The 15,483-nt window shown below is 69.0% G+C and carries 12 protein-coding genes; 5 read left to right on the top strand and 7 right to left on the bottom strand.

What is annotated here, in order from left to right:
• Positions 1-37: 37 nt before the first annotated feature.
• A complete protein-coding gene (locus VMJ70_14615) occupies positions 38-445 on the bottom strand; it encodes a hypothetical protein (GenBank protein HTO92361.1) in 408 nt (135 codons plus the stop codon).
• Positions 446-587: 142 nt separating this feature from the next.
• Between VMJ70_14615 and VMJ70_14610 the strand changes: the two genes are divergently transcribed.
• From VMJ70_14610 to tadA, 3 genes are read left to right on the top strand one after another with little or no spacing between them, the layout of a single operon-like run.
• Complete coding sequence (locus VMJ70_14610) at positions 588-1,061, top strand: hypothetical protein (protein HTO92360.1); 474 nt, start codon at positions 588-590, stop codon at positions 1,059-1,061.
• Positions 1,062-1,084: 23 nt separating this feature from the next.
• Positions 1,085-1,816, top strand: coding sequence for a hypothetical protein (locus VMJ70_14605; GenBank protein HTO92359.1), 732 nt, complete (start codon positions 1,085-1,087; stop codon positions 1,814-1,816).
• 4 nt (positions 1,817-1,820) lie between these two features.
• Positions 1,821-2,327, top strand: coding sequence for a tRNA adenosine(34) deaminase TadA (tadA, locus tag VMJ70_14600; GenBank protein ID HTO92358.1), 507 nt, complete (start codon positions 1,821-1,823; stop codon positions 2,325-2,327).
• On the opposite strand, the gene VMJ70_14595 is transcribed toward tadA, so the two are convergent.
• From VMJ70_14595 to VMJ70_14585, 3 genes are all read right to left on the bottom strand, one after another.
• A complete protein-coding gene (locus tag VMJ70_14595; protein HTO92357.1) occupies positions 2,324-4,645 on the bottom strand; it encodes a hypothetical protein in 2,322 nt (773 codons plus the stop codon). The two genes, tadA and VMJ70_14595, sit on opposite strands and share 4 nt — an antisense overlap.
• 140 nt (positions 4,646-4,785) lie before the next feature.
• Positions 4,786-5,601 carry an ABC transporter permease gene (locus tag VMJ70_14590; protein ID HTO92356.1) on the bottom strand — a complete coding sequence of 272 codons (816 nt, stop codon included), beginning with the start codon at positions 5,599-5,601 and terminating at the stop codon, positions 4,786-4,788.
• A complete protein-coding gene (locus VMJ70_14585; protein ID HTO92355.1) occupies positions 5,598-6,635 on the bottom strand; it encodes an ATP-binding cassette domain-containing protein in 1,038 nt (345 codons plus the stop codon). The genes VMJ70_14590 and VMJ70_14585 overlap by 4 nt, the downstream gene beginning before the upstream one ends.
• A 151-nt stretch (positions 6,636-6,786) precedes the next feature.
• Between VMJ70_14585 and VMJ70_14580 the strand changes: the two genes are divergently transcribed.
• Positions 6,787-7,617: a helix-turn-helix domain-containing protein gene (locus VMJ70_14580; protein HTO92354.1), complete on the top strand. Its 831-nt coding sequence runs from the start codon at positions 6,787-6,789 to the stop codon at positions 7,615-7,617.
• Complete coding sequence (locus VMJ70_14575) at positions 7,614-9,725, top strand: FlgD immunoglobulin-like domain containing protein (protein ID HTO92353.1); 2,112 nt, start codon at positions 7,614-7,616, stop codon at positions 9,723-9,725. The genes VMJ70_14580 and VMJ70_14575 overlap by 4 nt, the downstream gene beginning before the upstream one ends.
• Here the strand turns inward: VMJ70_14575 and VMJ70_14570 are convergent.
• The 3 genes from VMJ70_14570 to VMJ70_14560 are packed head-to-tail and all read right to left on the bottom strand — an operon-like array spanning position 9,722 to position 15,437.
• Entirely contained in the window at positions 9,722-11,212 is a 1,491-nt protein-coding gene (locus VMJ70_14570) for an efflux transporter outer membrane subunit (protein HTO92352.1), read from the bottom strand. The genes VMJ70_14575 and VMJ70_14570 overlap by 4 nt on opposite strands.
• Positions 11,209-14,373, bottom strand: a complete 3,165-nt coding sequence (locus tag VMJ70_14565; protein ID HTO92351.1) for a multidrug efflux RND transporter permease subunit — start codon at positions 14,371-14,373, stop codon at positions 11,209-11,211. Before VMJ70_14565 ends, VMJ70_14570 begins: the two co-directional genes overlap by 4 nt.
• A complete protein-coding gene (locus VMJ70_14560) occupies positions 14,370-15,437 on the bottom strand; it encodes an efflux RND transporter periplasmic adaptor subunit (GenBank protein HTO92350.1) in 1,068 nt (355 codons plus the stop codon). The genes VMJ70_14565 and VMJ70_14560 overlap by 4 nt, the downstream gene beginning before the upstream one ends.
• Between the last annotated feature and the right edge of the window lie 46 nt (positions 15,438-15,483).

Here is a 15,483-nt window from a genome sequence, read left to right as displayed (position 1 = left end):
ATTCACGGCCAGCTCCTCGTCTGTCGAACCCAGTCGGTTACGGGGCCGTGTGGATCCAGGCCTGTTTGACCGCCACGCCTCCCTTGCCGTCTAGTGCGTCGCACTCCACCCACGCTGAGTCGTAGGTCCCAACATCGCCGTAATAGAAGATCTGCAGGTTGCTGGGGGAATTGTACAATTCGTGATGTGACGGCAAATTGCCCTTTATGATCAAACGGGAATCCGTCACCCAGTCGTATACAAGTGGATCGCCATCGGGATCGGTCGCTGAGGCAATGAAGATTGTGGAATCACCCGGGCCGATCACTCTCGGAAAGGCAACGAGCGAAGAAATGACTGGACTGCGGTTCGGAGGGGGCTGGACCGGATTGTCCTGGCCGCATGAGGAGAGACCGAAAAGCAGCATGAGGACGACGGCGGCGATCAGGTACTTCCTGGTTCGCATGGCTCCTCGGCTCCGGGCCCATCGCGAGTCTTCGATCCTACACCTTCCGCGAGCCCGGCGGGACTCCTGTAGACTGCCCAGGCTGGCAACGTTGATCGATCCTGGCCGCGAGTGACTCCTGTCCCCAGAGAGGAGACCCGCCATGTCGATTCGCCGCTGGTTCCGCTGCGCTCTGCTGTTCGCACTCGCGCTCGCCGCCCCGCGGCCCGCGCACGCCATCAGCGTCATCGAGCCGATCGCATTCACCAGCTGGCGGGCCACCTCCGGAACCGGCTCGATCGGTGTTGGCGCCGCGATTGGAATCGCCAGCTTCGACGTGGTGCCGATGGTCGAACACGTGTTCGTGGACGACAGCAAGGATTGGGCGGTCACGATCGACGGCCACGTGCCGGTGCTCGCGCTGCCGCTGGTCGCGCTCTATGCTGGAGGCGGATTCACGAGCTACGACCACAATCCCGATCACGGCGAATCGTCCTGGGACAGCGGCATCAATCTGCTGGTCGGCGCCAAAGCCAGCATCCGCAGGCTCAAGCCGTTCGCCGAGATCAAGTACACGACCGCGGGCCGGGACGAGATGGTGTTCACGCTCGGGACGCGATTCCATCTGTTCGATTGATCGGGAATCGGAGGACTCCCGCCATGAAACGTTTCTCCACCCTGCTCTTGCTCTCCTTCGCCGCGTGCGTCTCGCCGGCGAGCGCCGCGCGCCAGGCTCATCCGGTCGACGAGCTGTGGACCCGACCGAACCTCGGCGCCCTGCGGCTCGAAAGCGTCGCCATGCTGCCGGCGGTGAGCTACGACGGCGTCGGCGACGCCGAGCGGCATGCCGAGGGCGAACTGATGAAATCGATCCGCGACGCCGGCTTCCGCTGGATCACCGGGCCGACCACGCGCGACATGCTGCGCCGCGTCCAGGGCGATTCGCTGTTCCCGGCGCTCAAGCGCAGCATTCTCGAGAACGGACGCATCGACTCGGCCGCCACGCCCGGCCTGTGCGCGCTGCTGCGCGTGAACGGTCTGATCACGGTGCGCCTCGACCGCGCCGAACAGGTTTCGATCCAGGCCGACGAATCGGGCAAGCCCAGCACCACCGTCTACGTGCACGCAATGCTGCTGGACTCGCTGGGACGCGTGATCTGGCGCGCGTCGGGTGAGAACACGCTCGAAGGGCCCTACATGACGGCGTTGCCCACCTCGGGCAGCAACATCATGAACACGCAGTTGGGGAATACGCCCAATTCGAAGCGGAACAACGCTCCCGACTGGCCCGAGGTGTTGGACCCGCTGTTCCTGCGCTGGCGGCCCAGCTTCCCGCCGCGTTCTTCTTTCGCGGGCGGCGCGCCGGCGCCCGCCGACTCGACGAAGCATTGACGCGGTGCTGATCGCCGACGACGAAGGCGGCATGCGCGCGGCGCTGCGCGAGGCGATCGCGGCGGCCGACGCCGACGAGGTGCCGGTGGGCTGCGTCGTCGTCCACGACGGTCTGATCGTCGGGCGCGGCCGCAACCAGACCGAGGCGCTGCAGGACGCCACCGCCCACGCCGAGATCGTCGCGATCGGCGCGGCCTCCAACGCGCTCGGCACCTGGCGACTGAACGAGTGCACGCTTTACGTCACGCTCGAGCCGTGCGCAATGTGCGCGGGCGCCATCATCCTCGCGCGCCTCGGCCGGCTGGTGTACGGCGCCGCCGACCCCAAGGCGGGCGCCTGCGGCTCGGTGCTCGACGTGATCCACGAGCCGCGGCTCAATCACCGCCTGCCGGTGATCGCCGGCGTGCTCGAGGACGAGTGCGGCGGCCTGCTGCGCGCCTTCTTCGCGCGCAAGCGGAAGGCGGGCGACGAGCTGCGCGCGGCCGAGAAGCGCCGCGACGCCGGCGACTAACGGCGCGAGACGCTCGAGCCCGCCGGCGCTGCCGGCGCCCTTGGGAGCGCGACCGCCGGCTGCTGCGGCGCAGGACGCTGAGAGGCCGGCCGCCACGCCGGCGGCGCGCCGATTGCCGCCGGCCGCGGGCTGATGCCCCACAGTCCCTGGAAAATCGTGTCCACCAGCTGGCGCAGTTCGGCCTTCTGGAAGTTCCACAGATCGAAGCCGCTGACGATCACTCGCGCGTTGTCCTGGCCGTGATACACCGTCATCATCGCGTTGCTCGGCGGCACGGTGGCGCCGGCGCCCTTGTAGAGGGTGTCGAGAGTGGACTGGATGTCCTGGCCGAGCAGCGTGGGATCGAAGTCCTCGCGAATGAGATCCGGTGACGTGATCGCCTCGAAGGTCGCGGTGTTCGAGTAGAAATCGCCGGAGCTGGTGCGCCATGCCGGCATCGAGTCGCCCGCCGCCAGGGACTTGAAGTTGAGCTGGGGGGGAAGCGCGGCGTAGGGCCCGGGATCGCCCGACAGCCGCCCGAGCGCGAGATTGAGCTGGAGGCTGCCGGTCAGCCCCTTCATGGTGCTGCGCCAGTGCGCGAAGTCGTAGGCGAATTTCCCCGGGACCAGGCTGGTCCCGCCGCGCCCCAGCAGCGACGCGGCGATCGAACCTCCGCCCGCCAGCCAGACCTCGCCGCCCATGCGAATGTAGGCCGACAGCGGGTTGAACGCGCCGAGCTGGTTCATGTAGCGCATCGCGGTCATCCCGCTCACCAGGTCGTTGGCGCTGTTGTTCAGGTTCGCGGCCGCGCCATCGGTCAGCCACAGCACATGCCGGTACCCGGCCAGCCTGGAGAGATCCGGGGCGTTGTCGACGCGGCCGAGCCGCGTGCCGAGCGTGTCGAAGTCGTAGCCGGCCAGCAGGCCGGGGCGGCTCACCGAGCCCGCCGGATAGCAGCGGATCGGCACGCCGCCACGTGCAAACAGGAACGTGTCGAGCTCGGCGGCGGTCGGCCAGCGTCCGAGCGGCTGATTGATGCAGGTGGCCGCACCGACGGTGGCCCGGTCGAGCAGGAAGCGCGTGTCCTCGATGACCAGCAGATCGCGCGTGAACGCCGCCGGAATCACACGAAAGTGGATGTGGCCCAGGGATTTCAGGCCATTGAGATCGGAGGCCTCGATGTAGAAATGATGTTCGGCCGAGCCGCTGAACGGTCCGACCGTGGCCTGCTGGTTGCCGAGAGCGAGCGCGCTCCAGTGCGAGGTGTCGGTGCGCTCGTCGGCGCGTGCCGAATAGTCGAAGATGTCGACTGGATCCAGGACCCAGCGGTAGCCGGTGATGGGCGCCCCCGGGTAGGGTGCTGCACTCCAGTTGAAGGTGATCGGGACATTGGCCGGGATCTCGAGAGGGAACTCGTAACGTGGATCGATCGGATTCCACACCGACTGCTGGTAGGTGTAGCTGAAGAAGTCGTTGAACATCGTGATCAGCGGCCCGCCGACCGCGGCGTAGATCGCGCGGAAGTAGAGCATGTTGGAATCCATCGAGAAGTAGGGCGTGTAGGCTCCGGCTTCGTCGAACGCCACCACGCAGAACGCGTACTCCGCGAGCGGGACCAGATTCAGGTACTGATGGCTGGTCACGCGGGGCCCGACCGAGTCCCAGCCCGCCCAGCCCCGCGGCTGGTAGTACCTGAGCACGCTGTCCGGGAACTGCACCGCGACCGAGGTCGGCACCTCGGTGTTCGAGGTGAGGAGCTTGGTGCGGTAGTAGACCGGCGAATGGCTGGCGACGCCGTCCGGGTCGTTCCCGGTCCACGAGATGGTGAGCGAGGGCGGGACATATTGGCGATTTCGACTGCTCGGCGCCGGCGACGTGATGCTCGCCGTCGGCGACAGCGTTTGTGCGTTGAACGCGCTGATCGCGGGGGCCGACTCCAGCCCCTTGTTGTCCACCGCCTTGATGGCGAACACGTGGTACCGAGAGGAAGTCGGCGCCTGCCCGGTCGCCACCGAATCGGGGTCCGTGGCAGTGAACGTGAAGGCGCCGCCGTTCGCGGTGGTGCTCACCCAGGCGGTATCGGGCTGTGGCTGGGCCGGTGAGGGTGAACTCGGGTCGATCGCGTAGACAAAGTGATCGATCTCGCCGTCGGGATCGTAACCAACCCAGCGAAAATCATAGGAATAGGAGTAGCGGCCGGTCGCCGAGGCCGGAGCGTTGGTGAGCCGGACCACCGGGCGCTGATTGGCGATCGCGGGACTGGAGACCTTCTTGGTGCAGCCGGTTAACCCGAGTAGGAGCAGTGCGAGGAGGAACCGCGAGGTGCGGGGTCGGGGCAATTCGTTCGTCCTCGGGGGAGGGAAGCACAGTCGCGCGGCGCCGAATGTTCCGACTCAAGAATGAGGCGTCGCGAGCGACCCGGTCAAGCCCGACCAGGAATGGTGCGGCCCGCGCCGTGGGGACGGCGCGGGGGCGTTGCCTACTTGATGGCCCGCCGCTCGAAGGTGCGCTGCCCGACCCACCACAGCGTGGCGCTCATCGCGATCAGCGCCGCCAGGGTCGCGGGCGCCGGCATGTGCGGCGTGGTGGGCGTGAGCGCTCCTCGCAGGCCTTCGGCCACGTAGACCAGCGGGTTCACCAGCACCGCGATCTGGAGCGCCGGAATCCGGGTGAGCCCCGCCCACGGATAGTAGGCGCAGCCGAACGAGATCAACGGGGTGAGGAGCGCGCTGAACAGCAGATTCACCTGCTGCGGCGGAACCGCCGTGCCGAGCACCATGCCCATGGTCGAGAACAGCAGGGCGCCGAGCACCGTGAACAGTACGATCGGGCCGAGATTGCCGAGCGCGAGCCCCGGCACCGGACCCATCGTGAGGCGGGCGATGGGCAGCACCAACAGGGCGGCGATCGTGGCCTGCAGGGTTCCCGCGAAGATCTTTTCCGCGACCAGTGTCGCCGTGCCCACCGGCGCCAGCAACCGATCCTCCATCTGGTGGGTATGGCCGAACTCGATCACCATCGGGAGCGCCACCGCCTGGAGGCTCGACAGCATGAGCGTGACCGCGATCACGCCGGGCAGCAGCGCGGCCTTGTAGGCGTCGCCCACGAATCCCATGCTGGGCAGAAGGACCCCGAACACAACGGTGAGCATGAACGGCTGGAGCGCGGTGCTGATGAGCACGCCGACGAAATTGCGTCGCGCCACGGTGAGGTCGCGGCCGAGCAGTGCGCCGAACACCCGCAGCGCCGGGGGAGTGGGGCGATCGAACGCGATGGTCGTGCTGGATGCGGTCATTCGAACCTCCTGCCGGTGAGAGAGACGAACAGCGTTTCGAGGCTGGGGGGAGCGATGCTCAATCCGGTGACGCGATGTCCGGCCTGCTCGGCCGAGCGCAGCAGATCGGCGGCCGCTTCGGCGCCGCGAGAGGCGTACGCCCGCAGCGTGCCGTTCGCGGCTTCGACGCGCTCGATGCCGGGGAGCGCGCGCGCGATCGGCGCCACGGCCGCGGCCGTGGCCGCGAGCTGCAGCTCGACCAGCGTGCCGCCCGGCGCCCGGCTCTTGAGTTCGGCGGGTGTACCGAGCGCAATCAGCTCCCCCCGATCGAGAATCGCGATGCGGTCACAGAGCCGGTCGGCCTCCTCCATGTTGTGGGTGGTGAGCACGATGGTGTGCCCCGCGGCGCGGAGCTCCTGCATCAGCTCCCAGGTGAGCAGCCGCGCCGCGGGATCGAGGCCCATGGTGGGTTCGTCCAGGAACAGGATCGCGGGGTCGTGGATCAGGGCGCGCGCGATCATCAGCCGCTGCTGCTGTCCGCCCGAGAGCTGCTGGGGCTTGGCGGCGGCGCGATCGCCGAGCGACATGCGCTGGAGAAGCGGGTCGGCGCGGCGCTCCGCCTCGGCTTGCGGGATTCCGAAGTAGGCGGCGTGGAACACCAGGTTCTCGCGCACGTTGAGCGAAATGTCGGGATTGGGTCGTTGAGGCGCCACCCCGATGTGCCGGCGAACCCGCACTGCCTCCTTCACCAGGTCGAAGCCGGCGACGCGAGCGGCGCCGGCGCTGGGCAGCAGGCGTGTGGTCAGCAGTGAGACCGTCGTGGTCTTGCCGGCCCCGTTGGGACCCAGCAACCCGAACAGCTCGCCGCGGCGGATTTCCAGGTCGAGGCCCTGGAGCGCGACCACTCCGGATGGCATGCTGCTGGGTGCGCCGCCCCGCGCCGCGGGAGTGGAGCTGGCGGACTTCGCACGCGGCCCGTGGGGGCCGGCGGTGGCCGGAGCCGTGTACACTTTTCGCAGGCGAAGCGTCTCGATCGCGATCTCGTCGTAGGTCATGGCCGGGCCTCCGCGGGAAGGTGCCGGGCCGGCGCGGGGTTCCGTGCCGGCCTCAAATGCGAATGCGAATATACATTCGCATCATCGGCCGCGCAAGAGTATTCTTGAGCCGTTCCTGAAGGCGGGCGTGGACGCCCGCGGAGGAGGACTGATGGCCCGTGGCAACGGGGTTCAGGCGCCGGAGGCTCCGGCGCTCGCGCATCCGGCCCGCCAGGCGCGCAGCCAGCGAACCCAGGATCTGCTGGTCGAGGCGGCCGAGGCGCTACTCAGGGAGGGCGGGCTGGAGTCCGCCACCGTGCCGGCGATCGCGCGCCGAGCCGGCGTGGCGGTGGGCTCGGTCTACCGCCGCTTCCCCGACAAGGACGCGGTGATGCGGGCGGTGGCCGAACGGTTCTTCGTGCGTGCCCGGGCGCTCAACATGCGTTCCCTCCAGCCCGAGCGCTGGACGGATGTCGCGCCGGAGGTCATCGCGCGGCTGTTCGTCGCCAGCATCGTCAACAGCTATCGCCACCACGGCGACCTGCTGCGCGCGTTGATCCTCTACACACGCTCGCATCCCGACGAGGGCTTCCGCGCCCGCTTCGAACTCTTCAACCTCGAGATGATGGACCGCGTCTCGGATGTGATGCTGGCGCGCCGGCAGGACTACCGGCATCCGAAGCCGGAGGTGGCGCTGCGCCTCGGGCTCGTCACCCTCACCTCGTTGCTTCAGATCATGGTGCTTTCTGAGGGCGAGGTGCTGCGCCTGGTGCGCGTGAGCGATGAGGGGTTGCGCGATGAGCTGATCGGGATGTTCCTGCGCTACGTGGGACTCGAGCAGACCCAGCGGGGGCAGCGCGAAGCGCGCGCCATCGGCGATCGGATGATGCGCGAGGCGCGCGAACAGGGCATCGATCTCGGGCGGCCGGCTTCGGGAGAGGAGGGCCGGCCGAAGTCGTCGTCGCGCCGCCCTTCCACGCGCCCGCGGAGGCGAGCGCGGTGATTCGGCACTTGCCTTTCGCGCTGCTCCTCGCCGCACTCGCTTGCCCCGCGGCGGTGCGGCCGTGTCGAGCCGCCTACCACGTGGTCTGGAGCTTCTCCGACTCGGTCACCGCCTGTCCGGCGGGAGACAGCGTGCTCGCCGGCCACCCGTCGCGCCTCCGCATCGCGGCGACGGTGACCCGCGAAAGCGGCGGGCCGGTGCTCCCGGTGGCCGGGCTACCGCCGGAATCGCTGTGGGTGAGCTGGTCCCCGGCCTCGGGCAATGCACGCGTCAACGACCAGCCCGGACGCGCGTACGCCGACGACTCGACCGACACGGGCGGTGCCACCCGAATCACCCTGCCCAGCCTTTCGGGCTGCGGGACTCTGGCACTCACGGTCTGGCTCGATGGCGTCAGCTTCGGGAGTTCGACCGTCGAGATTCGCAGCCTCGATTCGGACGGAGACGGTGCGCTGACCGGCGCCGACACGCCCTGCGACATCGACTACGACGGCTCGGTCGGGCCGGCCGACGCCTCGCTGTTCGCCAACCATCCCTCTCACTCCCATCACAACGCGCTGTTCGGCACGCTGGTGCGCCGCACGAATCTCTGCGAGGACTGCGAGGACGAGGCCCCGAACACGCTGGGCGAGAGCAGCGTCTCGTGGTCTCCGGACGGCCGGCGGCTCGCCTTCACCGTGCACATTCCTCCGCTCGGCGATTGCGTCGCGTTCCTGATGCCGTCCGATCCTGCGGACGGCAACGGCATGACTCAGTTCTCGTTTCCGCCGACCGGGATTCACGACTACGACCCAACCTGGTCGCCGCTCGGCACCGAGATCGCCTTCAGCCGCAACGACAACACGATCTGGGCGAAAGGGGTTCCGGGAATTGCCGCAGACACCTCGCTGCGGCTGGTTTCCCAGCACAACGACGGTACGTCCCGCGAGCGCGGCGACATCACGCCCTCGTTCTCGCCCAACGGCGAGTGGATCGCATTCACCCGCAAGTGGTCCGGACCCGAACGCTGGCAGGTCTGGAAGACTCCCGCCAACGGCGACACCACCCAGCGGGTGCAGCTCACCTTCGACGAGAGCGGAGACGATTTCTATCCACAGTGGTCGCCGGATGGCGAGTGGATCGTGTTCGCGCGAATCCTCGGGAGCTCTCAGAGCCTGTGGCGCGTGCCGGCGGCCGGTGGCACCGCCGAGCCGGTGCTCTCGGCGGTGGGCGATCAGCTGGCCGCAACTCCCGCCTTCTCGCCGGACGGCGCGACCCTGCTCGCCGGAGTGGGTGATGGGCTCGGCGTGAGCGTTCACACCCTCGACGCCTCGCTCGTCGGTCTCGCACTGCCCGCGGCGCAAGCGGTCGGGAACTTCGCGGCGTTCTCGCTGGTCGATCCGTTCCCCGTCCTCTCGCCGCGGCTCTCGCCCGATGGAACACGCCTCGCGCTCCGCACGGATCAGGTGTTCGCGGCGCGTCGCAACATGAGCCTGCCGCCGGTCGTCACCTCGGTGGCCGGGCAGAGCATCGCTCCGGCCACGCCGTTCGTGGACGTGATCGCGAGTCCCGGAGTGCCGCTTGCGATCCCGGTCGCGGCCGGGGATCCGGAAGGCGATCCGCTCGAGTGGCATGCCTGGTTCCTGCGGCCGGGAATGAGCTTCGATGCCACTTCGCATGTCCTGTCGTGGACGCCGGCGAACGGCGACGCCGGGAGCGTCACCCAGGTTCGATTCCAGGTCGAGACGCCGAGCGGCGGCATCGCCTACGCCATCGCGCGCGTCTCGGTGAGCGGAGTTGCGTCGGTCTCGCCCGACGCGCCGCGCGCTCGATTGGCGCTCGACCGGATCGAGCCCAATCCCTTCACGGATCTCGCCACCATCCGCTTCGCGATTGCCGCCGCCGGGGAGATCCGCCTCGAGATCTTCGACACGCTCGGCCGGCGGGTGCGGACGCTCGAGCGCGGCCGACTCGCCGCGGGCTCGCACGTCTCGAGCTGGGATGGACGAGACGAGCTCGGGCGGCGGGCGGCGCCCGGGCTCTATCTGTGCCGCCTGAGCGCGGGCGGATCGAGCGCCGAGCGCAAGCTGGTCCGAATCGGCGTCACCGGGACGTTCGAATCGCGCTAGCGTCGCTCGGGCGGCTGAGGCCAGCTTCCTCCCAGCGCCTTGTAGAGCTCGACCGTGGCGATGAGCTGCTGCAGCTCGGCCTGGCTCGATGCCAGCTCGGCCTCGAACAGGCTGCGCTGCGCGTCGAGCACTTCCAGGTAGTTGGAGAGCCCGCGACTGTAACGGAGTTCGGCCAGGTCGAGCGCTCGGCGCAGGGCGACCGACTGCGTCTCGAGCGCCACCGCCTGATCGCGGGCCGCGCGAACCGCGGTGAGCGCGTCTCCCACTTCGCCGAGCGCCACCAGGACGCTCTGCTCGTATTGCGCGCGCGCTTCTTCGGCCTGGGCACGCGCGGCACGCGCCTCGTTCGAGAGGCGCCCGCCGGTGAAGATCGGAATCGAGACGCCGCCGAGCAGCTCGTAGACGCGGCTGGGTGCGGTGTAGAGATCCCCGGTGGTCGTGGACTGCGCTCCGTAGAGACCGACGATCGAGAACGCCGGCAGACGAGCCGCGTCCGCCTCGCCGATGCGCGCGGTGGCCGCCGCGTACTGACGCTCGGCGACCGCGACGTCCGGGCGGCGCGCGAGCAGTGTCGAGGGGATCGAGTCGGGCACCACCACGGCGCGCGCGACCGTGGCCAGCGAGCCGGTCCGCGGGATCTCGATCTGACCCTGGCCGAGCAGGACGTCGAGCGCGTGCTGTCGCTCGGAGCGCAGCTGCTCCACTTGAGCGAGCCGCGCCGCGGGGACGGCGACCTGCGCTTCGAACTGCCGGATGTCGAGCTCGGAGATCAGGCCCCGGCCGAAGCGCTGGCGCGCGAGCTCGAGCGTGGCCTGGCGCGAGGCGAGCGTCTGCTGCGCCACCTCGTGCTCCTGGTCCAGCTCCAGCAGCTGCAGGTATTCCGTCGCCACGTCGGCGACCAGGGAGAGCACGACCGCGCGCTCGGCGGCCCGCTGCGCCTCCAGTTCGGCCTGCGCGGCCTGCACGCCGCGTCGCGTCTGGCCCCAGAAGTCGAGTTCCCAGGACAGATCGGCGGTGGTTCGGTAGGCCGGATAGGTGAGCGTGCCGGCGCTTCCGAAGGCGACACGATTCTTGGATGCGCTGCCGTTGAGCGACAGGTTCGGGAACAGCGGCGCGCGTGCCACGCCCACCCCCGCCCGGTACTCGGCGATCCGGGAGCGCGCCACCGACAGGTCTCGGTTCCGACGCAGCGCGAGGTCGACCAGGCGCGAGAGCGTCGAGTCGTGCAACACGTCCAGCCAGGCCAGATCGGTGAGCGAGTCGGCGTGGAGGATGTGCGGCGGCTGCGGCGGCGGGCCGGCGACGCCGAGCGTGTCGCTCCGGCGCGCGACCTCGAGGGAATCGAAGAACGAACGCGTCGAGCTGTCGCGATACGCGCCGCTGATCTGGGAATTCGGCGCGATCACTGGCGCCGGCCGATAGCGCGGTCCGATCGCACAGCCCGCAATCCAGACCACCGCGGCCAGCCAGGCGAGACGCCGGATCACGGCGCGTCCTTGTCGGGAGGCGACGCCCGCCGGCCGCGCCGCTCGGACGCGCCCTGGATCAGGCCGAAGAAGAGGGGAATGAAGATGATCGCGACGCCGGTCGCCACCAACATGCCAAAGAACACCGTGGTGCCGATCGAATGACGACTCACCGCTCCGGCCCCGCCCGCAAACAGCAGGGGTGAGACACCGAAGATGAACGCCAGCGAGGTCATGAGAATCGGGCGCAGTCGGTCGCGGGCGGCCCGCGACGCCGCCTGCAGCAGCGGCACGCCCTGCGCTCTCAGCGCACTGGCGAACTCGACGATCAGGATCGCGTTCTTGGCCGACAGACCCACCACCGTGATCAGCCCGACCTGGACGTAGACGTCGCTCGGCTGCCCGCGCAACCAGACCCCCAGGTAGGCGCCGAGCACGCCGAACGGGACGCCGAGCAGGACCGCGAACGGCAGCGACCAGCTCTCGTACTGCGCCGCCAGCACCAGGAACACGATCACCAGGCCGATCGCCATCACCGCGCCCGCCGCGCCCTTCGAGGCCCGCTCCTGGAACGACTGGCCCGAGTAGGCGAAGGTCAACCCTTCGGACGCGAAGCGCGCGCGCACCAGGTCGTCGATCTCCGACATCACCTCGCCGGTGCTGCGGCCGGGCCTGGGCGCCCCGGTCAGCAGCGCCGAGGTGAAGCCGTTGAAGCGAGTGATCAGGGTCGGCGCCGCGCGGAACTCGGTCCGGGTCAGGGCCGAGAGCGGAATCATCGCCCCGTGCGCTCCCCGCACGTACAGCCGGCCGATGTCGTCGGGGGACTGGCGAAACGGGGCCTGGGCCTCGGCCTGCACGCGATAGGTCCGCCCGTAGAGGTTGAAGTCGTTGATATAGAGCGTGGAGAGCAGCGCCTGCAGGGTGCCGAACAGGTCGCCGAGCTGGACGCCGCGGGCCTTGGCGACCTCGCGATCGACGCTCACGAACAGCTGTGGGACGCTGGCTCGGAAGTTGGCCTGGGCGCCGGCCACCGCCGGCAGCTGATTCACCGCCTGCACGAACTGCTGGACCTCGCCCGCGAATTCGGTCGCCGGCCTCCCGCTGCGATCCTGCAGATAGCCCTCGACTCCGGCGGTCGCGCCGAGGCCGGGGATCTCGGGCAGGTTGAACGCGAAGCCGATCGCGTCCTTCATTCCGAACAGTTTGCCCGAGAGCCGTGCGGTAATCGCGTCGAGAGCGTCCTTCCGGCCTCGCTGTTCCCACGGCGCCACGTTCACGAAGATCACCGCGCTGTTGGTCTGGCTGCTGCGGCTCAGAATGTCGAGCCCGACCAGCGCGACGATGTTGCGCACCGCGGATTCCTGCCGCAGAAAGCCCTCGACGCGCTCGACCACCGTCCGGGTGCGCTGCAGCGACGAGCCGTCGGGAAGCTGGATCGCCAGCGCGAAGTAGCCCTTGTCCTCGGTGGGAATGAACGACGACGGCACCAGGCGGAACAGCAACAGCGTCAGCCCGATGACCACCGCGAACGCGGCCAGCCCGGCACGGGGCCGACGCAGCACGCGATCGACGTTGTGGACGTAGACGTCGCGCCCCCGGTCGAAGAGGCGATTGAACGCACCGAACGCCCCGGTGGTGTGCCGCTCGGTCGCCTCCTTGAGCAGCAAAGCGCACAGCGCCGGCGTCAGCGTCAGCGCGACGATGCCCGACAGCACGACCGAGATCGCGATGGTGATGGCGAACTGGCGGAACAGCGCACCGGTGACGCCGCCGGTGAAGGCCACCGGTACGAAGACCGCCACCAGGGAGAGCACGATGGCCACCAGCGCAGGCGCCACCTGCTGAATCCCGTGATCGGCCGCTTCACGCGCCGAAAGCCCCTCGGTGGCCATGATGCGCTCGACGTTCTCGATCACCACGATGGCGTCGTCCACGACGATGCCGATGGCCAGCACCAGCGCGAACAAGGTCAGCACGTTGATCGAGAGTCCGAGCGCGCTCAGCCCGAGGAAGGTGCCGATCACGCTGACCGGCACCGCCAGCATCGGGATCAAGGTGGCGCGCCAGCTCTGCAGGAACACGAACACGACCAGCGCCACCAGCAGGAGCGCTTCGAGCAAAGTGATCGCCACCTCCTGAATCGAGGCGGTGACGAAGGGGGTGGTGTCGAACGGAATGCTGGCGGTCACGCCGGGGGGGAAGTTCTTCGACAGCTCGGCGACGCGGCGGGCGACCGCCTCGCGCGTGCGCAGGGCGTTGGCGCCGGGGCGCAGATAAAGCAGCGCGAGCGCGGTCGGATGGCCGTTGAGCCGGCCCTCGAAGTCGTAGTTCTGGGATCCCAGCACTGCGCGGCCGACGTCCCGCACGTGCACCAGCGAACCGTTGGGCGCGGCGCGCACCACCACGTCGTTGAACTGGTCCGGCGTCTGCAGTCGCCCCATGGTCGTGACCGGGATGGTGAGCTGGGTGCCGGGAGGCGCCGGCTCGCGCCCGAGGCGGCCCGCGGGGTTGGTGGCGTTCTGTTCCCGGATCGCGTCGGCCACGTCGCTCACCGTCACCCCGAGTTGCGCCATCTTGTCGGGATCGAGCTGGATCAGCATCGAGAACTGCAGCCCTCCGAACGTGGTGGCGTTGCCGATGCCCTGCACGTTCTTGAGTTCGTCCTCGATGTACAGCTTCATGTAGTTGGTGAGATAGGCGGCGTCGTAGCGTGGATCGCTGGAGCTGAGCCCGACCACGCCGAGGATGTCGGTATTGGCCTTGACGATCGAGATGCCGTTCTGGCGCACCGCGGACGGAAGCTGCGGAGAGGCGAGCTGGACCGCGTTCTGCACGTCGACTGCCGCCAGATCCTGATCGCGCTTGACGTCGAAATAGATCGAGAGACTCATGGTGCCGTCGCTCGAATTCGCCGACGAGTAGTAGAGCATTCCCTGCAGCCCCGAGAGCTGCTCCTCGATCGGCGCGGCCACCGCTTCGGCCACGTCCTGCGCGGTGGCGCCCGGATAGACCGCCACCACCTGAATCGCGGGCGGGGTGATCTGGGGATAGCGCGAGACCGGCAGCAGGCGGATCGCCAGCACGCCCATCAGCGTGATGATCAGCGAGATCACGCCGGCGAGCACCGGCCTGCGGATGAAGAAGTAGCGGACCTGCGAGTCGCTCCCGGAGGGAACCGTCATCGGGTCGCCCCGGGTCGCGCCGGCGCCGAGCTGCTATCGCCGAGCGCCACCGGCTTGACGGGCCGGCCCGGCGCGATCTTCTGAATGCCGTCTACCACCACTCGCTCTCCCGGATCGAGGCCCAGGTCGATCACCCATTGATCGCCCGCCCAGGGGCCGGCCTTCACATCGCGGGTCTGCACCGTGTCGCCCCTGCCGACGACGTAGACGAACTGGCGGCCCAGTCCGGTCTGCACCGCGCGCTCGGGCACCGCGATCGCGTCCTCCCGCGTGAAGCCCAGCAGTCGCACGCGCACGAACTGACCCGGCATCAGGAGATGGTCGGGATTGTCGAACACCGCGCGAAACTCCTGCGTGCCGGTGGTGGCGTCGAGCGAGGGCGCGACGAAGTCGAGCACGCCGATTCTCGGAAGCACCGTGCCGTCGGGCAGCACGACCTGCACCCTCAGCGCGCTCCCCGGCACGATCAGCGACCGCCAGCGCGGCACCTCGCGCCACTGGAGAAGCTGCTGCGACGAAGGCTCGAAGGTGACGTAGACCGGATCGAGTCGATCGATGGTGGTGAGCAGATCGGCCGGTCCGGTGACGCGCGCGCCGACCTCGAGGCGCGTTCGCCCGACCTGCCCCGCGATCTCCGCCCGGACGTCGGTGTCGTCGAGATCGTTCTTGGCCTGATCGTAGGCGGCCTGGGCGGCGGCGAATTCGGCGCGGGCGTTGTCCACCTCCTGCTGGGCGACCGCGTGTTGCGCCACCAGGGGCTCCACGCGCTCGAGGGTCTGGCGGGCGTTCTCGAGCCGGGCCTGCGCGCTTCGAAATGCGGCCTCATAGCGAACCTTGTCCAGCCGGTAGAGCACCTGGCCGGGCTTGACCAGGGCGCCTTCGGTGAACGGGCGCTGCTCGATCACGCCTTCGACGCGCGAGCGCACCTCGACGCGGCGGTAGGGGTCTACTTCGCCGGGGAACTCGAAGACTTCCGGCACCGGGCGGCGCGCCACGGTGATGATCGAGACCTGGGGCGGAGGGAAGGCGCCGAATCCCGGAGCTCGGCGCTGACAACCCAACACCGGCACGATCGCCGCGATTGCAATCCGGGCGAGGAAGACGGCGGCC

Source organism: Candidatus Sulfotelmatobacter sp., from assembly GCA_035498555.1.
GTDB lineage: Bacteria > Eisenbacteria > RBG-16-71-46 > RBG-16-71-46 > RBG-16-71-46 > DATKAB01.
The sequence above is the reverse complement of the archived record's forward strand: the minus strand, read 5'-3'. Positions and strand labels throughout refer to the sequence as shown.

Excerpts from the sequence above, each read along its gene's own strand:
- VMJ70_14615 (HTO92361.1), bottom strand. The coding sequence starts at position 445 with ATGCGAACCAGGAAGTACCTGATCGCCGCCGTCGTCCTCATGCTGCTT.
- VMJ70_14610 (HTO92360.1), top strand. The coding sequence starts at position 588 with ATGTCGATTCGCCGCTGGTTCCGCTGCGCTCTGCTGTTCGCACTCGCG.
- VMJ70_14605 (HTO92359.1), top strand. The coding sequence starts at position 1,085 with ATGAAACGTTTCTCCACCCTGCTCTTGCTCTCCTTCGCCGCGTGCGTC.
- VMJ70_14590 (HTO92356.1), bottom strand. The coding sequence starts at position 5,601 with ATGACCGCATCCAGCACGACCATCGCGTTCGATCGCCCCACTCCCCCG.
- VMJ70_14585 (HTO92355.1), bottom strand. The coding sequence starts at position 6,635 with ATGACCTACGACGAGATCGCGATCGAGACGCTTCGCCTGCGAAAAGTG.
- VMJ70_14580 (HTO92354.1), top strand. The coding sequence starts at position 6,787 with ATGGCCCGTGGCAACGGGGTTCAGGCGCCGGAGGCTCCGGCGCTCGCG.
- VMJ70_14565 (HTO92351.1), bottom strand. The coding sequence starts at position 14,373 with ATGACGGTTCCCTCCGGGAGCGACTCGCAGGTCCGCTACTTCTTCATC.